Origin of the sequence: Streptomyces sp. NPDC002779, assembly GCF_042888685.1 — a bacterium.
Taxonomy (GTDB): Bacteria; Actinomycetota; Actinomycetes; order Streptomycetales; family Streptomycetaceae; genus Streptomyces.
On record NZ_JBIAQC010000020.1, the window covers coordinates 1 to 20625 of the forward strand.

At 70.2% G+C, this 20625-nt stretch carries 14 protein-coding genes, 1 tRNA gene and 1 rRNA gene; 13 read left to right on the forward strand and 3 right to left on the reverse strand.

The genetic code is table 11. The features are described from left to right. From rrf to ACFYW5_RS33775, 3 genes are all read left to right on the forward strand, one after another. A 5S ribosomal RNA gene (gene rrf, locus ACFYW5_RS33765) occupies positions 1-90 on the forward strand; the annotation flags it as partial. A gap of 115 nt (positions 91-205) precedes the next feature. Beyond that, complete coding sequence (locus ACFYW5_RS33770) at positions 206-868, forward strand: DegT/DnrJ/EryC1/StrS family aminotransferase (protein WP_389421011.1); 663 nt, start codon at positions 206-208, stop codon at positions 866-868. Positions 869-960: 92 nt separating this feature from the next. After that, positions 961-1033: transfer RNA gene (locus ACFYW5_RS33775), tRNA-Thr, on the forward strand. A 59-nt stretch (positions 1034-1092) separates the two neighbouring features. Here the strand turns inward: ACFYW5_RS33775 and ACFYW5_RS33780 are convergent. Then, positions 1093-3840: a SpoIIE family protein phosphatase gene (locus tag ACFYW5_RS33780; RefSeq protein WP_389420954.1), complete on the reverse strand. Its 2748-nt coding sequence runs from the start codon at positions 3838-3840 to the stop codon at positions 1093-1095. Between the two features lie 436 nt (positions 3841-4276). On the opposite strand from ACFYW5_RS33780, the gene ACFYW5_RS33785 reads away from it, so the two are divergent. The 10 genes from ACFYW5_RS33785 (at position 4277) to ACFYW5_RS33830 (ending at position 18892) form a co-directional block, all read left to right on the forward strand. Continuing rightward, positions 4277-9685 carry a HAMP domain-containing protein gene (locus tag ACFYW5_RS33785; RefSeq protein WP_389420955.1) on the forward strand — a complete coding sequence of 1803 codons (5409 nt, stop codon included), beginning with the start codon at positions 4277-4279 and terminating at the stop codon, positions 9683-9685. 331 nt (positions 9686-10016) lie between these two features. Continuing rightward, complete coding sequence (locus ACFYW5_RS33790; RefSeq protein WP_389420956.1) at positions 10017-10697, forward strand: two-component system response regulator; 681 nt, start codon at positions 10017-10019, stop codon at positions 10695-10697. Between the two features lie 134 nt (positions 10698-10831). After that, positions 10832-13525 (forward strand): DNA translocase FtsK, encoded by a 2694-nt coding sequence (locus ACFYW5_RS33795; protein ID WP_389420957.1) that lies wholly within the window; start codon positions 10832-10834, stop codon positions 13523-13525. A 244-nt stretch (positions 13526-13769) separates the two neighbouring features. Further along, entirely contained in the window at positions 13770-14606 is an 837-nt protein-coding gene (locus ACFYW5_RS33800; RefSeq protein ID WP_389420958.1) for a helix-turn-helix domain-containing protein, read from the forward strand. Between the two features lie 86 nt (positions 14607-14692). Further along, positions 14693-16162 carry a 30S ribosomal protein S12 methylthiotransferase RimO gene (gene rimO, locus ACFYW5_RS33805; RefSeq protein ID WP_389420959.1) on the forward strand — a complete coding sequence of 490 codons (1470 nt, stop codon included), beginning with the start codon at positions 14693-14695 and terminating at the stop codon, positions 16160-16162. Further along, positions 16159-16875, forward strand: coding sequence for a CDP-diacylglycerol--glycerol-3-phosphate 3-phosphatidyltransferase (pgsA, locus tag ACFYW5_RS33810; protein WP_389420960.1), 717 nt, complete (start codon positions 16159-16161; stop codon positions 16873-16875). Before rimO ends, pgsA begins: the two co-directional genes overlap by 4 nt. After that, positions 16872-17417 carry a CinA family protein gene (locus ACFYW5_RS33815; RefSeq protein ID WP_389420961.1) on the forward strand — a complete coding sequence of 182 codons (546 nt, stop codon included), beginning with the start codon at positions 16872-16874 and terminating at the stop codon, positions 17415-17417. The genes pgsA and ACFYW5_RS33815 overlap by 4 nt, the downstream gene beginning before the upstream one ends. A 109-nt stretch (positions 17418-17526) precedes the next feature. Then, positions 17527-17907 carry a helix-turn-helix domain-containing protein gene (locus tag ACFYW5_RS33820; protein WP_015657463.1) on the forward strand — a complete coding sequence of 127 codons (381 nt, stop codon included), beginning with the start codon at positions 17527-17529 and terminating at the stop codon, positions 17905-17907. A 158-nt stretch (positions 17908-18065) separates the two neighbouring features. After that, positions 18066-18536, forward strand: coding sequence for a Dps family protein (locus ACFYW5_RS33825; protein WP_389420962.1), 471 nt, complete (start codon positions 18066-18068; stop codon positions 18534-18536). 80 nt (positions 18537-18616) lie between these two features. After that, positions 18617-18892: a hypothetical protein gene (locus tag ACFYW5_RS33830; RefSeq protein ID WP_389420963.1), complete on the forward strand. Its 276-nt coding sequence runs from the start codon at positions 18617-18619 to the stop codon at positions 18890-18892. On the opposite strand, the gene ACFYW5_RS33835 is transcribed toward ACFYW5_RS33830, so the two are convergent. Then, positions 18840-19634, reverse strand: a complete 795-nt coding sequence (locus tag ACFYW5_RS33835) for an SDR family NAD(P)-dependent oxidoreductase (protein ID WP_389420964.1) — start codon at positions 19632-19634, stop codon at positions 18840-18842. The two genes, ACFYW5_RS33830 and ACFYW5_RS33835, sit on opposite strands and share 53 nt — an antisense overlap. 32 nt (positions 19635-19666) lie before the next feature. Continuing rightward, positions 19667-20491, reverse strand: a complete 825-nt coding sequence (locus ACFYW5_RS33840; RefSeq protein ID WP_389420965.1) for a DNA-formamidopyrimidine glycosylase family protein — start codon at positions 20489-20491, stop codon at positions 19667-19669. Positions 20492-20625 lie beyond the last annotated feature (134 nt).

Here is a 20625-nt window from a genome sequence, read left to right on the forward strand (position 1 = left end):
CCCGGTTACATTCCGAACCCGGAAGCTAAGCCTTACAGCGCCGATGGTACTGCAGGGGGGACCCTGTGGGAGAGTAGGACACCGCCGAACAAATTTTGAAAAGGGTTGGACCCTGAACTTCGGTTCGGGGTCCAACCCTTTTTTGCTGTGCGTCACTTGAAGTTCACGTTGCGGAACCACCATCCCGAGCATGGGTACTGCTGCAATGCTCAGGGCCGCCGGCGTCGGAGTCGGTGACGAGGTCGTCGTACCGGCCTTCGGGAACGCCGAGGTGGCCGAGGCCGTGGTCCTGGCCGGGGCGCTTCCGGTGTTCGCCGATATAGATCCGGTCACGTACTGCCTGGACGCCTCCGCCGTCGAGGCGGTCGTGACCGCACGGACCGCGGCCGTGGTGGTCGTGCACCGCTTCGGGCGGTTCGCCGACATCGCCCGGCTGCACGGGGTGGGGCAGCGGCACGGGCTGCTCGTGCTGGAGCAGGGCGAGTCCGAGGCGCCGTACGACGAGATCGCTCAGCGTCGGCAGCGGGCCGCCTATCTGGACGCGAAGCTGAAAGGCGTGTGCACGCCCGACGGGGGTGACGGGCACACCTATCAGCAGTACGTCGTGCGCGTGCCCGGGAACGGGCGGCCCGACCGGGATGCCTTCGCGCGCGCCGTGCGTGCCCGGGGGGTGGACTGCAAGGTGCCGGTGAAGACGCCCGTGCACCGGCTGCCCGAGTTCCGGCGGTGCGTGTCGTTGCCGGAGACCGAACGTGCCGCCGACGAGACGCTCACACTGCCCGTGGACGCCGCGCTGACCAAGCGGGACATGCAGCGGATCGTCTCCGCGTGCAACGCGCTGGGCGGGTTGCTCCAGCCCGCCGTCTGAGAATTCGAGCCCCAGGGTGGGCGGTTCGAAGCATGCGCGAATTCAGGGTATGATTTAGCTCGTTGCCGCGAGGGAGACCTCGAAGGCAACAGGCCCCTATAGCTCAGTCGGTAGAGCGTCTCCATGGTAAGGAGAAGGTCAACGGTTCGATTCCGTTTGGGGGCTCCTACAGAAAAAGGCCTCCGCCCTTATGGGCGGGGGCCTTTCTCGTATCCCCTGGACGCTCAGTCCGTGTGGAGGCCCGGGACGCGCATCGCGAGGATCGCCATGTCGTCGGACGGGGCGTCCGAGGCGAAGCGTTCCACGGCGCGCATGATGCGGGCGGCGACCGCGCCTGCAGTCAGGCCCGTGCAGGTCGTCAGGACGTCGCTGAGGCCGTCGTCGCCGAGCATGCGGGTTCCCTCGCGGCGCTCGGTGACGCCGTCCGTGACGCACAGCAGGACGTCGCCGGGGTCGAGCGTGACGGTCTGCTCGTAGAGCTCCAGGTCCTCCATCACGCCCAGCAGCGGCTGGGGTTCGGCGGCCGGTTCGACCGTGCCGTCCTGGCGCAGGCGGAGCGGGAGGGGGTGGCCGGCGCAGACCACCTTCAACTCCGCGCTGCCGTCCTCCTGCGGCCGCAGTTCGCCGTAGAGGAGGGTCAGGAAGCGGCTTCGGGCGCCCTCGTCCAGGATCGCGGAGTTGAGGCGCTCCAGGACCGCCGGGCCGCTGAGGCCCTCGCGGGCCAGGAGGCGCAGGGCGTGGCGGGCGAGGCCCGTGACCGCCGCCGCGTTCGGGCCCGTACCGCAGACGTCGCCGATGGCGAAGCCGTAGGCGCCGTCGCTGATCGGGAAGAGGTCGTAGAAGTCGCCGCCGACCTCGTTGCCCTCGCCGGCCGCGCGGTAGATGACCTCGACCTCCACGCCGTCGATCTGGGGGAGTTCGGGCGGCAGGAGGCTGCGCTGGAGGGCCTGGCTGATGGCCGTGCGCTCCGAGTACAGGCGGGCGTTGTCCAGGGCCAGGGCGGCTCGGCGGGAGAGATCCTCGGCCAGCTCCAGGATCTCCTGGCGGAAATGCTCGTCGGTCGGCTTGCCGAGGGTCAGCATGCCGATCACGCGGTTGCGGGCCACCAGGGGCAGTACGACGGTCTCGCCGCCGACCGCCGAGGCCGTGGCGAGCGTCGGACCGATGCCGGAGCTCGCGCGGGGGAGCGGCTCGCCGAGGCCCAGGCTGCGCATGGAGGTGCGCAGGGCGGCCTGGTGGGCGGCCTCCGCGGGAGCGGACCAGATCCGGGCGCCGGGGGTGGGGACCGGGTCGGGCGGGGCGATCTTCGAGAGCAACGACTTGATGCCGTCGATGAGTTCCTCGTCCTCGTGCAGGACGTACGAGAGGTACGGCTCGGAGGCCTGGTCGGCGATCGTGTAGACCGCGCACCACGTGGCCAGCGTCGGGACCGTCATCTGGGCCATCAGGGCGAGGGTCTGGTCGCGGTCCAGGGTGCCGGCGAGCAGGTCGGAGGCCTCGACGAGGAAGCTCAGCGAGCCCCGGCGCAGGCGCTCCAGTTCGCCGAGGCGGGCCGATTCGACGGCCAACGCGATGCGGTCGGCGGCGAATTGGAGCCGTAGCGCCTCTTCGTTGGAGTATCTGCCGGGGGCCTCCGCCGCGACGCCGAGAGAGCCGGTGAGGCGGCCCTCGACCTTCAGGGGGACCGTCACGACCGAGCGCATGCCGGTGCCGCTGAGCAGCGGGACGGCGCCGGGGACGACCGACAGGTCGTCGTGGACGGCGGGCATGCGCGCGGAGCCGTAGCGGCCGGGGCCCGCCTCGACGGGCACGCGCGCGAAGCGCTGGCGGGCGGAGGGCAGGCCGGTGGAGGCGCGGACCTCCAACTCGGTCTCGTCGTCGGTCGCGAGGAGCAGGAAGGCGGAGTCGCCGTCGAGCATGTCGCGGGCGCGCTCCACCGTGCGCTGCAGGAGGCCGTCGAGATCGTCCGGGGCCGGGGAGCCGATGAACACCTCGAAGGGGTCGGTGCTCTGGCCCTCCCCGGAGCCGGCGTCGGAGGACGGCATCCGCAACGGCGTCTGCAGGACCGCGCGTTCGTGGTCCCGGACGAGGAGACAGACCGTGGAGGGCTCGCCGCCGGTGTCGCGGACCCGGAGATGGGAGGCGTAGACCGGGGTGACCCGGCCGTTGGCGCCGCGGATGCCGTAACTGCCCTCCCAGCGGGACAGTTGCAGGGCTTCCGCGATGCCGGTGCTGGTGCCCGGGGTGTGCGGCCAGGCGGCGAGGTCGGTCAGGGGCTTGCCGGTGACCTGCTCGGCGGGGTAGCCGAAGAGTTCCTCGGCGTCCTCGTTCCACGCCGAGATGGCGCCCGTGCGGTCGATCTGGACGACGGCGACGCGGACGCGGGCGTCGGCGATCGGGAGGAGGTCGGTGGGGAGGGCGGGGCCCGCGGCCCGGGTGCCCACCGGGCGTTCGGGAAGATCGAGCTGGAACCAGACCTGCTTGTGCGTGGGCGTGTACTCGACACCCCACCGGCCGGCCAGGGCCGCGCAGAGCTGGAGGCCGCGGCCGCCCTCCCGGTCGGGGTTGCCCATGCTGACGGACGTGCCCTGGAGGGGGATCTCGCGCTCGGGGTAGTGGTCGGCGACCTCGATCCGGACACCGTCGTCGGCGCGCAGGCACAGGACGTCGGCGGAGGTGCCTGCGTGCACGACGGCGTTGGTCACCAGCTCGCTGGTGAGGACCACCGCGTCGTCGACGATGTCGGCGAAGCCCCAGCCCTGGAGGGTGTCGCGGACGAAGGAGCGGGCGCTCGCGACCGACCGCCCGACGGGCTCGAAGCTGGCGGCCGCGCGCGCGGTGATCACTGAACTCCTCGACCGGTTGTCGACATGCAGGGCTCCGTGGCCGGCCGGCTCCTGCCGCTGATGCGGCAGTCCGCCCGTCGGCCGGGGTTCCGAGGGCTGCTCCCCCGGGATCAGTCCGGTGGTCATGTGTGCGGCCGCCCCTCCGTGCCCGCTCGTTTCCGTGCCACCGCCCGAGCCGGACGGACCGGTGCGGCTGGACAGCCGCATGCAAGGTTACTTACCTTCGCCGTCCACGCGGATGCCGGTCCGCAGTGTTTCCGCCCGGAGGGTGTGCGGACGGTGTGCGAAGCTGCCGAACTGTTATGGCCGGGTTCGGCCGGGGTGAAACACTGGGCAAGCTTGAGGTGAAGGTCCGGTCGGGCGGAGTGGCGTCCGCTCACGGCGGGCAGCAGCCCGTGGTGCGGCCCGGCGCATCCGGCGGAGATACCCAGCAGTAACCGGTACGCCGAGCAGGAGTACCGGGAGCACGGCAGTGATGGTCTACCCCTGCGGGAGGGACACAGTGGAGTCTGGCGCAGCGACGCGGGGCACGAAGACGCGCGCGAAAGGCGGACAGCCCCTGATGAGCCAGCGTAAACCGCGCGGTGGGACCACCACGGTGGACACGGCCTCCTTGAACCGGCTGCTGGCGGCCCTCGTCTCGATGCGGGACGGCAACTTCCGCAAGCGGCTCACGGTCTCCGGCGACGGCGTGATGTCCGAGATCGCGGCCGTCTTCAACGAGGTGGCCGACCGCAATCTGCATCTGACCGGTGAGCTGTCCCGGGTACGGCGCATGGTGGGCCGCGAGGGCAAGCTCACGGAGCGGCTGGAGACGGGCGCCTGCGAGGGCTCCTGGGCGGCCGCCGTCGACAACTCCAACGCCCTGGTCGACGACCTCGTACGGCCCGTCTCCGAGGTCGGCCGGGTGCTGTCCGCGGTGGCCGAGGGTGATCTGTCGCCGCGGATGGAGCTGCGGACCCAGGCCCCGGACGGCACCGCGCATCCGCTGCGCGGGGAGTTCCTGAAGGTCGGCCGTACCGTCAACAATCTGGTCGACCAGCTGTCCACGTTCACCGACGAGGTCACGCGGGTGGCCAGCGAGGTGGGCACCGAGGGCAAGCTGGGCGGACAGGCACGCGTGCGGGGCATGTCGGGTTCGTGGAAGGACCTCACCGACTCCGTCAACACGATGGCGTACCGGCTGACCGCGCAGGTGCGGGACATCGCGCTGGTGACCACGGCGGTCGCCAAGGGCGATCTGTCCCGGAAGGTCACGGTCCATGTGGCCGGCGAGATGCTGGAGCTGAAGAACACCGTCAACACGATGGTGGACCAGCTGTCGTCGTTCTCCTCCGAGGTGACCCGGGTCGCGCGCGAGGTGGGTACCGAGGGCGAGCTCGGCGGGCAGGCACAGGTCCCGGGTGTGGCCGGTGTGTGGAAGGACCTCACCGATTCGGTGAACCTGATGGCCGGCAACCTCACGGCCCAGGTGCGAGGTATCTCACAGGTCACCACGGCGGTCGCCAACGGTGATCTGTCGCAGAAGGTGACCGTGTCGGCGCGCGGTGAGGTCGCGCAGCTCGCGGACACCATCAACCAGATGACCGAGACGCTGCGGATCTTCGCGGACGAGGTCACGCGCGTGGCCAACGAGGTCGGCGCCGAGGGACGGCTGGGCGGCCAGGCCAATGTGCCGGGTGCCGCGGGGACGTGGAAGGACCTGACGGACTCCGTCAACACGGTCTTCCGGAACCTGACGATCCAGGTGCGGGACATCGCCGCGGTGACGACGGCCGTGGCCAACGGCGATCTCTCCCAGAAGGTCACCGTCGACGTGGCCGGCGAGATGCTGGAGCTGAAGAACACCGTCAACGGCATGGTGGACCAGCTCTCCTCCTTCGGTTCCGAGGTCACGCGCGTGGCGCGCGAGGTCGGTGTCGAGGGCGAGCTGGGCGGGCAGGCGCAGGTGCCGGGCGCGGCGGGCACGTGGAAGGACCTGACGGACTCCGTCAACACCGCGTTCCGCAACCTCACCGGCCAGGTCCGCAACATCGCCCAGGTGACGACGGCGGTGGCCAACGGCGATCTGTCGCAGAAGGTCACCGTGGACGTCTCCGGCGAGATGCTCCAGCTGAAGAACACCGTGAACACGATGGTGGACCAGCTGTCGGCCTTCGCCGACCAGGTGACGCGGATGGCCCGGGACGTGGGCACGGAGGGCCGCCTGGGCGGTCAGGCGGTCGTGCCGGGGGTGTCCGGGACCTGGAAGGAACTCACCGACTCCGTCAACTTCATGGGCGGCAACCTCACCTCGCAGGTGCGGCAGATCGCCCAGGTGACCACGGCGGTGGCGCGCGGGGACCTCTCGCAGAAGATCGACGTGGACGCGCGCGGGGAGATCCTGGAGCTGAAGAACACCATCAACACGATGGTCGACCAGCTCTCCGGCTTCGCTGAGCAGGTGACCCGGGTGGCCCGTGAGGTGGGCACCGAGGGGCGGCTGGGCGGTCAGGCGCAGGTGCCCGGTGTGGCCGGTGTGTGGCGTGATCTGACCGACTCCGTGAACGGCATGGCCGGCAACTTCACCGCCCAGGTGCGCAACATCGCGCAGGTCGCCACCGCGGTGGCCCGGGGTGACCTGTCCCAGAAGATCACCGTGGACGCGCGCGGGGAGATCCTGGAGCTGAAGAACACCCTGAACACGATGGTCGACCAGCTCTCCTCCTTCGCGGAGGAGGTCACCCGGGTCGCCCGTGAGGTGGGTACGGAGGGCCAGCTCGGCGGGCAGGCCGAGGTGCAGGGGGTCTCCGGCACCTGGAAGGACCTCACCCAGTCCGTGAACTTCATGGCGAACAACCTGACCATTCAGGTGCGCAACATCGCCGAGGTCACGACCGCGGTGGCCAAGGGCGACCTGTCCAAGAAGATCACCGTGGACGCCAAGGGCGAGATCCTGGAGCTCGTCACCACCGTCAACACGATGGTGGACCAGCTGTCCTCCTTCGCCGAGCAGGTGACCCGGGTGGCCCGTGAGGTGGGCACCGAGGGCATCCTGGGCGGCCAGGCGCACGTGCCGGGCGTCACCGGCATCTGGAAGGACCTCAGCGACAACGTCAACCTGATGGCCAAGAACCTGACCATGCAGGTGCGGAACATCTCCCAGGTCGCGGCGGCGGTCGCCAACGGTGACCTGACCCGGACGGTGACCATCGAGGCGCGCGGCGAGGTCGCGCAGCTCGCGGACACCTTCAACACCATGGTGAAGACGCTGAGTTCGTTCGCCGACCAGGTCACCAAGGTGGCCCGCGAGGTGGGCACGGACGGCATCCTGGGCGGCCAGGCGCGGGTGCCGGGAGTGGCCGGTACCTGGAAGGACCTCACCGAGTCGGTGAACCAGATGGCGTCCAACCTCACCGGTCAGGTGCGGAACATCGCCATGGTCACCACCGCCATCGCCAAGGGCGATCTGACCAAGAAGATCGACATCGACGCGCGGGGCGAGATCCTCGAACTCAAGACGACCATCAACACCATGGTCGACCAGCTCTCCTCCTTCGCCGAGGAGGTCACCCGCGTCGCCCGTGAGGTGGGCACCGAGGGACAGCTGGGCGGCCAGGCACGCGTGCGTGACGTCGACGGCACCTGGCGGGACCTCACCGAGTCCGTGAACGAGATGGCCGGGAACCTCACCCGGCAGGTGCGGGCCATCGCGCGCGTAGCGACCGCGGTGACCCGTGGTGACCTGAACCTGAAGATCGACGTGGACGCCTCCGGCGAGATCCAGGAACTCCAGGACTACATCAACAAGATGATCGCCAACCTGCGCGACACCACGATCGCCAACAAGGAGCAGGACTGGCTCAAGGGCAACCTCGCCCGGATCTCCGCGCTGATGCAGGGCCGCCGCGATCTTCAGGACGTGGCCTCGCTGATCATGAGCGAGCTGACGCCGGTGGTGTCCGCGCAGCACGGCGCGTTCTTCCTGGCGATGCCCGACGCCCACCAGAGCGACGAGGACCAGTACGAGCTGCGGATGCTCGGCTCGTACGGCTACTCGATGGGCTCCATGCCGACTTCGTTCCGGCCGGGGGAGGCGCTGGTGGGGACGGCGGCCCAGGAGAAGCGCACGATCCTGGTGGAGAACGCGCCCAGCGGCTATCTGAAGATCTCCTCCGGGCTCGGCGAGGCACCGCCCGCCCAGGTGATCGTGTTGCCGGTGCTGTTCGAGGGCCAGGTGCTCGGCGTGATCGAGCTGGCCTCCTTCACGCCGTTCACGCAGATCCAGAAGGACTTCCTGAACCAGATCGCGGAGATGATCGCGACCAGCGTCAACACCATCTCCGTCAACACCAAGACCGAGCAGCTGCTGAAGCAGTCCCAGGAGCTGACCGAGCAACTCCAGGAGCGGTCGGCGGAGTTGGAGAACCGGCAGAAGGCCCTCCAGGCGTCCAACGCCGAACTGGAGGAGAAGGCCGAGCTGCTGGCCCAGCAGAACCGTGACATCGAGGTGAAGAACACCGAGATCGAGGAGGCCCGGCAGGTCCTGGAGGAGCGTGCCGAGCAGCTCGCGGTGTCGATGCGCTACAAGAGCGAGTTCCTCGCCAACATGTCGCACGAGCTGCGCACCCCGCTCAACTCGCTGCTGATCCTGGCCAAGCTGCTCGCCGACAACGCCGAGGGCAACCTCTCCCCGAAGCAGGTGGAGTTCGCCGAGACCATTCACGGCGCCGGTTCCGACCTGCTCCAGCTGATCAACGACATCCTGGACCTGTCCAAGGTCGAGGCGGGCAAGATGGACGTCTCCCCGACGCGCATCGCGCTCGTCCAGCTCGTCGACTACGTGGAGGCCACCTTCCGCCCGCTGACCGCGGAGAAGGGCCTGGACCTGTCGGTGCGGGTGTCGCCGGAGCTGCCCGCCACGCTGCACACCGACGAGCAGCGGCTGCTGCAGGTGCTGCGCAATCTGCTCTCCAACGCGGTGAAGTTCACCGACTCCGGATCGGTCGAGCTGGTCATCCGGCCGGCCGGGGCGGATGTGCCGGTGGCGATCCGGGAGCAGCTGCTGGAGGCGGGTTCGCTGCGGGACGCGGACGCCGATCTGATCGCCTTCTCGGTGACCGACACCGGCATCGGCATCGCGGCCAGCAAGATGCGGGTGATCTTCGAGGCGTTCAAGCAGGCCGACGGCACGACCAGCCGCAAGTACGGCGGTACGGGCCTGGGGCTGTCGATCTCCCGGGAGATCGCGCAGCTCCTCGGCGGCGAGATCCACGCGCAGAGCGAACCGGGACGCGGCTCCACCTTCACGCTGTACCTGCCGCTGCACCCGAGCGAGCTGCCGCCGCAGGGTTACCACCAGCAGCCCATGCCCGCCCTGGAGGCCGGCGACCTGGTGGCGTCGGCCGCGGATCCGTCCGAGCTGTCGGACGTGGAGATCGAGACGCCGGCCGAGGTGAAGTCGTACCAGGAGACGCAGAACGGCGCCGCCGCGCTCTTCCGGCGCCGGCGCCACAGGTCCGCGCCCGAACTGGAGCAGCGGCCGCTCCAGCAGGAGCAGCAGTGGCCGACGCTGGAGCAGCAGGCGGCGCCGCAGGTGCGCCGGGGCATCCGGTTCGGCGGGGAGAAGGTGCTGATCGTCGACGACGACATCCGCAACGTCTTCGCGCTGACCAGCGTCCTGGAGCAGCACGGCCTGTCGGTGCTGTACGCCGAGAACGGCCGGGAGGGCATCGAGGTGCTGGAGCAGCACGACGATGTGGCGGTCGTGCTGATGGACATCATGATGCCCGAGATGGACGGGTACGCGACGACCACGGCGATCCGCCGGATGCCGCAGTTCGCCGGGCTGCCGATCATCGCGCTGACCGCCAAGGCGATGAAGGGCGACCGGGAGAAGGCGATCGAGTCGGGCGCCTCCGACTACGTCACCAAGCCGGTCGACCCCGATCACCTGCTGTCGGTGATGGAGCAGTGGATGCGGGAGGCGTGACGGGACCGGCCGGGCTGCGTACGGGCCCGGTGCGCGGGCGGGAGAAGGGCAGGTCGGGAACGTACGGTGGACACACGGAGTTGCTGACTCAGTGTGCTCGACGCCGTGTAGAGGAACGGGATTCGGGGAACCTTCTGGTCTCCCGCTACGTTTCTGCTACGTGCACAGTGACATCACGGTGACAGGGTGTGGCGACAGGCGGGGTGCGGCTACCATGACCGGCACGAGGACGGGCGGCGCAAGGGAGCCGTCCCCTGGGGCGGCACCTACCGGTGCCGCGTCAAGTCCTGCGGACAGGGGAGGCCCCATGCCGGGGCGAGGAGGGCGGGCCATGGTGCAGAAGGCCAAGATCCTCCTGGTCGATGACCGGCCGGAGAATCTGCTCGCGCTGGAGGCGATCCTCTCTGCGCTCGATCAGACCCTGGTGCGGGCATCGTCCGGGGAGGAAGCGCTCAAAGCACTGCTCACGGACGACTTCGCGGTCATTCTGCTGGACGTCCAGATGCCGGGTATGGACGGTTTCGAGACCGCGGCGCACATCAAGCGCCGGGAGCGGACCCGGGACATCCCGATCATCTTCCTCACGGCGATCAATCACGGTCCCCACCACACCTTCCGCGGCTATGCCGCCGGTGCGGTGGACTACATCTCCAAGCCGTTCGACCCGTGGGTGCTGCGGGCGAAGGTCTCGGTCTTCGTCGAGCTGTACATGAAGAACTGCCAGCTCAGGGAGCAGGCGGCGCTGCTGCGGCTCCAGTTGGAGGGCAGCGGCCGGGCTCCGGGCGCCGAGACGAAGGAACCGGCGGGGCTGCTCGCCGAACTGTCGGCGCGGCTCGCGGCGGTCGAGGAGCAGGCCGAGGCGCTGTCCAAGCAGCTCGACGACGAGTCGGCGGACGCGGCGGCGGTCGCCACGGCGGCTCATCTGGAGCGCAAGCTCACCGGACTGCGGCGCGCGCTGGACGCGTTGGAGCCGGGCGCCGGGAACACCTCCTCGGTTTCCTCGCAGAACTGACGCCCGTCCGGGGCGCGTTGGAGATGACCTTTCTGTGAACATGCGTCAGTTCAGCGCCGTCGTCACGGCGACACGAACGGGTGAAGCAGTGGGCACACGTGTCCGCTGTCGTCTCCCCCGGTAATCTCACACCTATGGCCTCACGTCCCTCCGCAGCCAAGAAGCAGCCCGCGAAGAGGGCTGCCGCTCCCGCGAAGGGCCCGGCGAAGAAGACCGCCGCGAACAAGGCCCCCGCGAAGAAGGCGCCCGCCAAGAAGCCCGCGCCCAGGCCGGCCCCCAGCCCCACCGGGGGCATCTACCGGCTGGTGCGGGCCGTCTGGCTCGGGCTCGCGCACGCCGTCGGCGCCGTGTTCCGCGGCATAGGGCAGGGCGCCAAGAACCTCGACCCGGCCCACCGCAAGGACGGCGTCGCCCTGCTGCTACTAGGTCTCGGGCTGATCGTCGCCGCGGGCACCTGGTCCACGTCGCGCGGTCCCGTCGGCGAGCTGGTCGAGATGCTGGTGACCGGCGCCTTCGGCCGGCTGGACCTGCTGGTGCCGATCCTGCTCGCGGTGATCGCCGTACGGTTCATCCGGCACCCGGAGCAGCCCGAGGCCAACGGCAGGATCGTGATCGGCCTGTCCGCCCTGGTCATCGGCGTCCTCGGCCAGGTGCACATCGCCTGCGGCTCGCCCGCCCGCAGCGCCGGCATGCAGGCGATAAGGGACGCCGGCGGCCTCATCGGCTGGAGTGCGGCGACTCCGCTGACGTTCACGATGGGCGAGGTCCTCGCCGTACCGCTGCTGGTGCTGCTCACCGTCTTCGGGCTGCTGGTCGTCACGGCCACCCCGGTCAACGCCATCCCGCAGCGGCTGCGGCTGCTCGGGGTCAGGCTCGGCATCGTCGACGATCCGCGGGCGGAGGAGTTCTACGACGACGACGAGCGCTACGACGACCAGTGGCGCGAGGCGCTGCCCGCGCGCCCCCGGCGGCGCGGACCGTCGCCCGAGGCCTACGACCCCGAAGGCGCCGAACAGGAGGCCCTCTCGCGGCGTCGCGGGCGGCCCCGGCGGTCCGCGGTGCCCCAGCCCGACATGAGCCGCCCCATGGACGCGGTGGACGTCGCCGCCGCTGCCGCCGCCGCGCTGGACGGGGCCGTCCTGCACGGGATGCCGCCCTCGCCGGTCGTCGCCGACCTCACCCAGGGGGTGAGCGCGGGCGACCGCGAGCAGACCACGCCGGCACCGACACCGACGCCCGTCCCGTCCGCGCGGCCCAAGCAGGAGAAGCTGAAGACCGAGGTCGCCGACCTCACCAAGCCCGCGCCCGAGGCCCCCACCGACCTGCCCCCGCGCGCCGAGCAGCTCCAGCTCTCCGGTGACATCACCTACGCGCTGCCCTCGCTCGACCTCCTCACGCGCGGGGGGCCCGGCAAGTCGCGCAGCGCCGCCAATGACGCGGTCGTCGCCTCGCTCACCAACGTCTTCACCGAGTTCAAGGTCGACGCCGCCGTCACCGGCTTCACGCGCGGGCCGACGGTCACCCGCTACGAGGTCGAGCTGGGCCCGGCGGTGAAGGTCGAGCGGATCACCGCGCTGACCAAGAACATCGCGTACGCCGTGGCCAGCCCGGACGTGCGGATCATCTCGCCGATCCCGGGCAAGTCGGCGGTGGGCATCGAGATCCCCAACACCGACCGGGAGATGGTCAACCTCGGTGACGTGCTGCGGCTCGCGGCCGCCGCGGAGGACGACCACCCGATGCTGGTGGCGCTCGGCAAGGACGTCGAGGGCGGCTATGTCATGGCCAACCTCGCGAAGATGCCGCACGTCCTGGTCGCCGGAGCCACCGGTTCCGGTAAGTCGTCGTGCATCAACTGCCTGATCACCTCGATCATGGTCCGGGCGACCCCCGAGGACGTCCGGATGGTCCTCGTCGACCCCAAGCGGGTCGAGCTGACGGCCTATGAGGGCATCCCGCACCTGATCACGCCGATCATCACCAACCCCAAGCGGGCCGCCGAGGCGCTCCAGTGGGTCGTACGAGAGATGGATCTTCGCTACGACGACCTGGCGGCGTACGGATTCCGGCACATCGACGACTTCAACCAGGCCATAAGGGACGGCAAGGTCAAGCCGCCGGAGGGCAGCGAGCGCGAGCTCCAGCCGTATCCGTATCTGCTGGTGATCGTCGACGAGCTCGCCGACCTGATGATGGTCGCGCCGCGGGACGTCGAGGACGCGATCGTGCGGATCACGCAGCTCGCCCGTGCGGCCGGCATCCATCTGGTGCTCGCCACGCAGCGGCCCTCCGTCGATGTGGTCACCGGCCTGATCAAGGCGAACGTGCCCTCGCGGCTCGCTTTCGCCACTTCCTCGCTCGCCGACTCCCGGGTCATCCTCGACCAGCCCGGTGCCGAGAAGCTCATTGGCAAGGGCGACGGGCTCTTCCTGCCGATGGGCGCCAACAAGCCCACCCGTATGCAGGGCGCCTTCGTCACCGAGGCAGAGGTCGCGGCGGTCGTCCAGCACTGCAAGGACCAGATGGCGCCGGTCTTCCGGGACGACGTCACCGTGGGCACCAAGCAGAAGAAGGAGATCGACGAGGACATCGGCGACGACCTCGACCTGCTCTGCCAGGCGGCGGAACTGGTGGTCTCCACCCAGTTCGGGTCGACCTCCATGCTCCAGCGCAAGCTCCGGGTGGGCTTCGCCAAGGCCGGGCGGCTGATGGACCTGATGGAGTCGCGGAACATCGTCGGGCCGAGCGAGGGCTCCAAGGCACGTGACGTTCTTGTGAAGCCTGACGAGCTGGATGGCGTGCTGGCGCAGATCCGCGGGGAGGCTTGAGAAGAGTCCCCCGCGGGCCGGGCCGTCGATGTCGGATCGTGACTCACCCGTAAGGGATCATTGAGCAACCGTTTCCCTTCGACGTACGTCAAGTTGAGGGAAGCGAAACGCTGCTGCCCCACCATCGGTGTGCCGGGCCATACCGATGGCGTACAAAGTGCCGCCGCCCGGTTGCCCCAGGCTTTCATACCCCCCCTAGACTGAACTTCCAGCACAGGTGGCTATACGCTCGAAAGGCGCCCCCGTGTCCATCGGCAACTCCCCTGAAGACGAGCGTCCGTTCGAAGACGTTTCCGACGAAGCCCGCCTCTCCGTCGGCCGAGCTCTCCAGCAGGCGCGTATCGCTGCCGGACTGACCGTCGACGACGTCAGCAACGCCACCCGGGTCCGCCTGCCCATCGTGCACGCCATCGAGGCGGACGACTTCGCCCCGTGCGGCGGGGACGTGTACGCCCGCGGCCACATCAGGACCCTGGCCAGGGCCGTCGCCCTCGACCCCGGCCCGCTGCTCGCCCAGTACGACGCGGACCACGGCGGGCGGCCCGCGCCGACCCCCGCGGCGCCGCTGTTCGAGGCGGAACGCATCCGGCCGGAGCGGCGGGGGCCGAACTGGACCGCGGCGATGGTCGCCGCGATCGTGGCCGTGGTCGGCTTCGTCGGCTTCACCGCGTTCAAGGGCGAGGACGACGGCGGCTCGGCGGCGGTCGCCGAGGGTGCCACGCCCTCGGCCGGCACCTCCGCCACCACCAAGCCCAAGACCGAGAAGCCCGAGGACCCGAAGCCGGAGCCGTCCGACAGCGCCATCGCCGCCGCGCCCCAGGACAAGGTGACGGTCCGGGTCAGCGCCGCCGACGGCGAGAGCTGGATCTCCGCCAAGGACCACACCGGCGGGCTCCTCTTCGACGGCCTGCTCAAGCAGGGCGAGTCCAAGACCTTCCAGGACAGCGAGCGGATCAACCTCGTCCTCGGGGACGCGGGCGCCATCCAGCTCTACGTCAACGGCAAGAAGATCGACGACAAGTGGCAGCCGGGAGCCGTGGAGCGCCTCACCTACACCAAGGGTGACCCCCAGGCCGGCTGAGCACACCGCGCAAAAGGACGGGGTCGGCCAAGATCGGCCAACCCCGTCGACGTGGGGTGTCAGCGAGACAAAGTAGTCTTGAGTCCATGCCTGAACGCCGTACCGTCGCACTCGTCACTCTTGGCTGCGCCCGTAACGAGGTGGACTCGGAGGAGCTCGCAGGCCGCTTGGAGGCGGACGGCTGGGATCTCGTGGAGGACGCCTCCGACGCGGATGTCGCCGTCGTCAACACCTGTGGCTTCGTCGACGCCGCCAAGAAGGACTCCGTCGACGCCCTCCTGGAGGCCAATGACCTCAAGGGCCACGGAAGAACCCAGGCGGTGGTGGCGGTCGGCTGCATGGCCGAGCGGTACGGCAAGGAGCTCGCGGAAGCGCTGCCCGAGGCCGACGGGGTGCTCGGCTTCGACGACTACGCGGTCATCTCCGACCGGCTCCAGACCATCCTGAACGGCGGCATCCACGCCGCGCACACCCCGCGCGACCGGCGCAAACTGCTGCCGATCAGCCCTGCCGAGCGGCAGGAATCGGCCGCCGACGTGGCGCTGCCCGGGCACGCGCCGGCGGACCTTCCGGAAGGGCTCGCGCCCGCCTCCGGCCCGCGCGCCCCCCTGCGCCGCCGGCTCGACGGCGCCCCCGTCGCCTCGGTGAAGCTCGCCTCCGGCTGCGACCGGCGCTGCACCTTCTGCGCCATCCCCTCCTTCCGCGGCTCCTTCATCTCGCGCCGCCCCAGCGACGTGCTCAACGAGACGCGCTGGCTGGCCGAGCAGGGCGTCAAGGAGATCATGCTGGTCTCCGAGAACAACACCTCCTACGGCAAGGACCTCGGCGACATCCGCCTGCTGGAGTCCCTGCTGCCCGAGCTGGCCGCGGTCGACGGCCTGGAGCGGGTGCGGGTCAGCTACCTCCAGCCGGCCGAGATGCGCCCCGGGCTGATCGACGTCCTCACCTCCACCCCCAAGGTCGCGCCCTACTTCGACCTCTCCTTCCAGCACTCCGCGCCCGACGTGCTGCGCGCGATGCGCCGCTTCGGCGACACCGACCGCTTCCTGGAGCTGCTCGACACCATCCGGAGCAAGGCTCCGCAGGCGGGCGTGCGCTCCAACTTCATCGTGGGCTTCCCCGGCGAGTCCGAGGCCGATCTGGCTGAGCTGGAGCGTTTCCTCAACCACGCGCGGCTGGACGCGATCGGCGTGTTCGGCTACTCCGACGAGGAGGGCACCGAAGCGGCGACGTACGACGGCAAGCTGGACGTCGACGTCGTGGCCGAGCGCCTGGCACGCGTCTCCCGGCTGGCCGAGCAGCTCGTCTCGCAGCGGGCCGAGGAACGCCTGGGCGAGACCGTGCGGGTCCTCGTGGAGTCCGTGGACGAGGAGGGCGTGTACGGCCGCGGCGCGCACCAGGCGCCGGAGACGGACGGCCAGGTGCTGCTCACGAGCGGCGAGGGCCTGAGTGTCGGTCGTATGGTCGAGGCGAAGGTGGTCGGCACCGAGGGCGTCGACCTGGTGGCCGAGCCGCTCCAGGGCTCGTTCGTACCCGATGAGGAGGCGGCCAGATGACCGGAGTCCCGGCATCCGCCGCGGGCGGCTCCTCCAAGGCGGCTGCGGCCGCGGCCGCGGTCTCCGGCGAACCCGGGGGCGCGAAGCCCGTGCGGGGCGGGAAGATCGCGGCGGCGGCCGTCAACCAGGCCAGCGTCTGGAACGTCGCCAACCTCCTGACCATGCTCCGGCTGCTGCTCGTGCCCGCGTTCGTCGCGCTGATGCTGGCCGACGGCGGGTATGACCCGGCGTGGCGCTCGTTCGCCTGGGCGGCCTTCGCCGTCGCCATGATCACCGACCTGTTCGACGGTCATCTGGCGCGGACGTACAACCTGGTCACCGACTTCGGGAAGATCGCCGACCCCATCGCGGACAAGGCGATCATGGGGGCGGCGCTGATCTGTCTGTCCGGGCTCGGTGATCTGCCGTGGTGGGTGACCGCGGTGATCCTCGGCCGGGAACTCGGCGTCACCCTGCTGCGTTTTCTCGTCATCCGGTACGGCGTCATCCCGGCGAGCCGGGGCGGCAAGCTCAAGACGCTCACGCAGGGCGTGGCCGTCGGGATGTACATCCTGGCGCTGACGGGATGGCTGGCCACTCTCCGGTTCTGGGTGATGGGTGCGGCGGTCGTGCTGACCGTGGTGACCGGGCTCGACTATGTAAGACAAGCCATTGTGCTGCGCAGGCAGGGCATCGCGGAGCGCAGGGCCGCGCTGGAGGAGGCGGAAGCGTGAATTCCCCCGCCGCTGAAGTGGTGCGACTACTGACTGTGAGGGGCGAGACCCTCGCTGTCGCGGAATCGCTCACTGGTGGCCTTGTTGCGGCGGAGATCACAGCGGCCCCCGGGGCGTCGCAGGCCTTCCGGGGTTCGGTGACCGCCTACGCCACCGAACTCAAGCACCGGGTGCTCGGGGTCGACGCGGGCCTGCTGGAGCGGCGCGGAGCGGTGGATCCGCAGGTGGCGGCTGAGATGGCGGCGGGCGTGCGCAAGGTTCTGGGCGCCGACTGGGGCATCGCGACGACCGGTGTGGCGGGCCCGGAGGAGCAGGACGGGAAGGCCGTGGGAACCGTTTACGTGGCCGTGGACGGGCCCCGCGCGGCGGATTCCGGATCCGCCGGTGGCGGGAAAGTGGCCTCGCTGCGGTTGAACGGCGACCGGGCGGAAATTCGTATGGAGAGTGTACGGAGCGTACTCGCGCTGCTCTTGCAGCAGCTCGCGAGCGAACAGCCAGAGAATGAGCGGGCACAGGATACGGAACAGAACGGGGGGTTTTGATGTTTGCAGCCCTGAGTGAACACGACATCGCTCCCCGCACGGCCGCAGCGCAAGGCGGTACGGTGGGGCGTGAAGGATGCGGCTACGCGGTCCGAGGAGGGAGCCACCGATGATTCTGCTCCGTCGCCTGCTGGGTGACGTGCTGCGTCGGCAGCGCCAGCGCCAGGGCCGTACTCTGCGCGAAGTCTCCTCGTCCGCCCGAGTTTCGCTCGGCTATCTCTCCGAGGTGGAGCGGGGGCAGAAGGAGGCATCCTCCGAGCTGCTCTCCGCCATCTGCGACGCGCTGGACGTACGGATGTCCGAGCTCATGCGGGAAGTGAGCGACGAGCTCGCTCTCGCCGAGCTGGCCCAGTCTGCTGCGGCCACCCCCAGCGAGCCCGTGCCCACGTCGGTCCGACCGATGCTGGGTTCCGTATCGGTGACCGGTGTGCCACCGGAACGGGTGACCATCAAGGCGCCCGCGGAGGCTGTGGACGTGGTCGCCGCGTGAGTCTCACGCGCATGGCGCATTGACCTGATCATGCGCTGAGGACGTGTGCGAAGCCCCGGCCGGGTCTTTTCCAGGAGCACTGGAGAGGCGACGGCCGGGGCTTTCGTGCATCGTGGAGGGCGTGGACTCGGGGCCGGCACACCGAACGGAGCATATGGATGTACGTCGTGAAGAGCCCGCTGTCCGACGCCGACCTGAAGACCGTGTCCGAGGCGCTGCAAGGCGCTCTCGTCGACCTGGTGGACCTCGCCCTGGTGGCGAAGCAGATCCACTGGAACGTGATCGGGCCTCGGTTCCGTTCCGTGCATCTCCAGCTCGACGAGGTCGTGACCACCGCGCGCACGCACTCCGACACCGTCGCCGAGCGGGCGTCGGCGCTGGGTGTCCCGCCGGACGGGCGCGCCGCGACGGTGGCCTCGGCCAGCGGCATCGAGACCACGCCCGAGGGCTGGGTCAAGGACGCGGAAGCCGTGGGCACGATGGTGGACGCGCTCGGCGCGGTGATCACCCGGATGCGGGAGCGCGTCGGGGCGACCGGTGAGGCGGACCCCGTCAGCCAGGACATGTTCATCACCATCACGGCCGAGCTGGAGAAGCACCACTGGATGTTCCAGGCGGAGAACGGCTGACGAGGGCGCTCCCGTGTGCCGTCGGTGCGCCCTGGTAGCGGCCGGGGCGGTGATCTAGCGTCGGGCTGGAGGTGGCGGTCATGGCGGGGATAGCGCGCTGGGGGGCTGCGCTCGGGCTCGGGGCGCTGTGGTGGTGGGCCGTCCTGCGGCTCGCCGTCGCGCCGGACGCCGGAGCGCTGGAGGGCGCGATCGCCGCCGGGGGGTGGGGTCTTAGCCTGCTGCCGGTGCACTGCGTGCCGAAGACGCGGGCCGTGGGCGCGCTGGCCACGGGACGATGGGTACGGGCGTGGCGGACGGCCGGGGTCACCACGGCATCGCCACGCCCCCGTTCGGACGCAGGATCTGACCCGTCGTGAAAGCCGAGGCGTCCGAGGCCAGATACAGCACCGCGTGCGCCACGTCCTCCGGTTCGCCGACCCGGCCCAGGGGTGCGATCCGCGTCATGAGTGCCTCGGTGTGTGCCTGTGCCTGCGTCTGTGCCTGTCTCTGTGTCTGTGCCTCGTCGTCATGGCGGTTCGTCATGGGCGTGCGGATCCAGCCCGGTGCGACGGCGTTGACCCGGATGCCATCGCGGCCGACCTCGGTCGCGAGTGTCTTGGTCAGCTGGACGACGGCCGCCTTGGCGGCGCCGTAGCAGAGCAGTCCGGGGCCGCCGGTGTCGACGGCGCCCGAGGCCATGGTGACGATGCTGCCCCGGACCTGCCGGGCGAGCATCAGGCGGGCGGCCGCCTGGCAGGCGTACAGGACGCCCTTGAAGTTGATGTCCAGGACGCGGTCAAGGTCCGCCTCGGTGGTCTCCAGGACCGGGCTGCTGTGCATGATCCCGGCGATCGCGGCCATGATGTCCAGGCGCTCGCAGGACTCGACCGCCTGCTGGAGCCGGGCGCGGTCCGTGACGTCCAGGGGGTGGAGGTGGGCGGTGCCGCCCTCGTCCTTGATCAGGGCGGCCGTCTCGTCCAGGCCGTGCGGGTCGCGGTCCGCGCAGTGCACGGTGGCGCCGGCCTGGGCGAGCAGCACGGCCGAGGCGCGGCCGATGCCGCTGGCGGCGCCGGTGACGAAGGCGGTGCGTCCGGTGAGGTCGTACGCGCTGACGGCCATGAGGGGACGGTACGAGAGTTTCTGACGGCCCGTCAATTAGCTGTACGGCGGCGATGTCCCGGGGTGGGGGCCGGGCCGCGCTGGCAGCTCGGGCACCAGTAGGTGGGGCGCTCGCGGGAGCCGTCGCCCTGGTTGGCGGAGCGGATGGGGGTGCCGCAGCGCAGACAGGGGCGCGGTGCGCGGCCGTAGACGAAGAGGTCCCGGCCGCGGCGGCCCGTCGTGCTGCGGACGGGGCGGTCGCGGTTGGCCTCCAGGAGCTTCTTGGCGAGCACGGGGAGGTGCGCCGCGCGGTCGGGAGGGAGGGCGCCGACCGGGAGCCAGGGGGTGATGCCGAGGAGGAAGCAGAGCTCGCTCTTGTAGATGTTGCCGATGCCGGCGAGGTTGCGCTGGTCCAGGAGGGCCTCACCGAGGGCGCGGGCGGGGTCCGCCATGAGGTTGGCCAGGGCCTGGTCGGGGTCCCAGTCCGGGCCCAGCAGGTCGGGGCCGAGGTGGCCCACGGCCCGGGACTCCTCGGCGGTACGGATGAGGTCGAGGAGCGGGAGGCGGTAGCCGACGGCCGTGCGGTCGGCGGTGGCGAGGACCGCGCGGATCTGGTGGGCGGGGCCGCCGGTCCAGCGCTCCCGGTGGGCGTACACCCTCCAGGAGCCCTCCATGCCGAGGTGCGAGTGCAGGGTCAGGCCGCCCTCGACGCGGGTGAGGAGGTGCTTGCCGCGCGGGGTGACGTCCAGGACGGTGCGGTCGGCGAGGTCGACCGTGGCGAACTTGGGGACCCTGAAGTCGCTGCGGGTCAGTACCTGGCCCGCGAGGGCTGCGTGCAGGCGCCGGGCGGCCTGCCAGACCGTGTCTCCTTCGGGCATGGGTCAAGGGTGGCATGCGGGGTGGGGGGTGGGGGCGCGTGTGGGTCTGTTGGGCTGGTGGGGGGTGTGGAGTTGTGGAGCGGCGTGCTTGTGCGTGTTCGCTGGGTTGGTGGGGGTTGTGGGGCTGTGGAGGG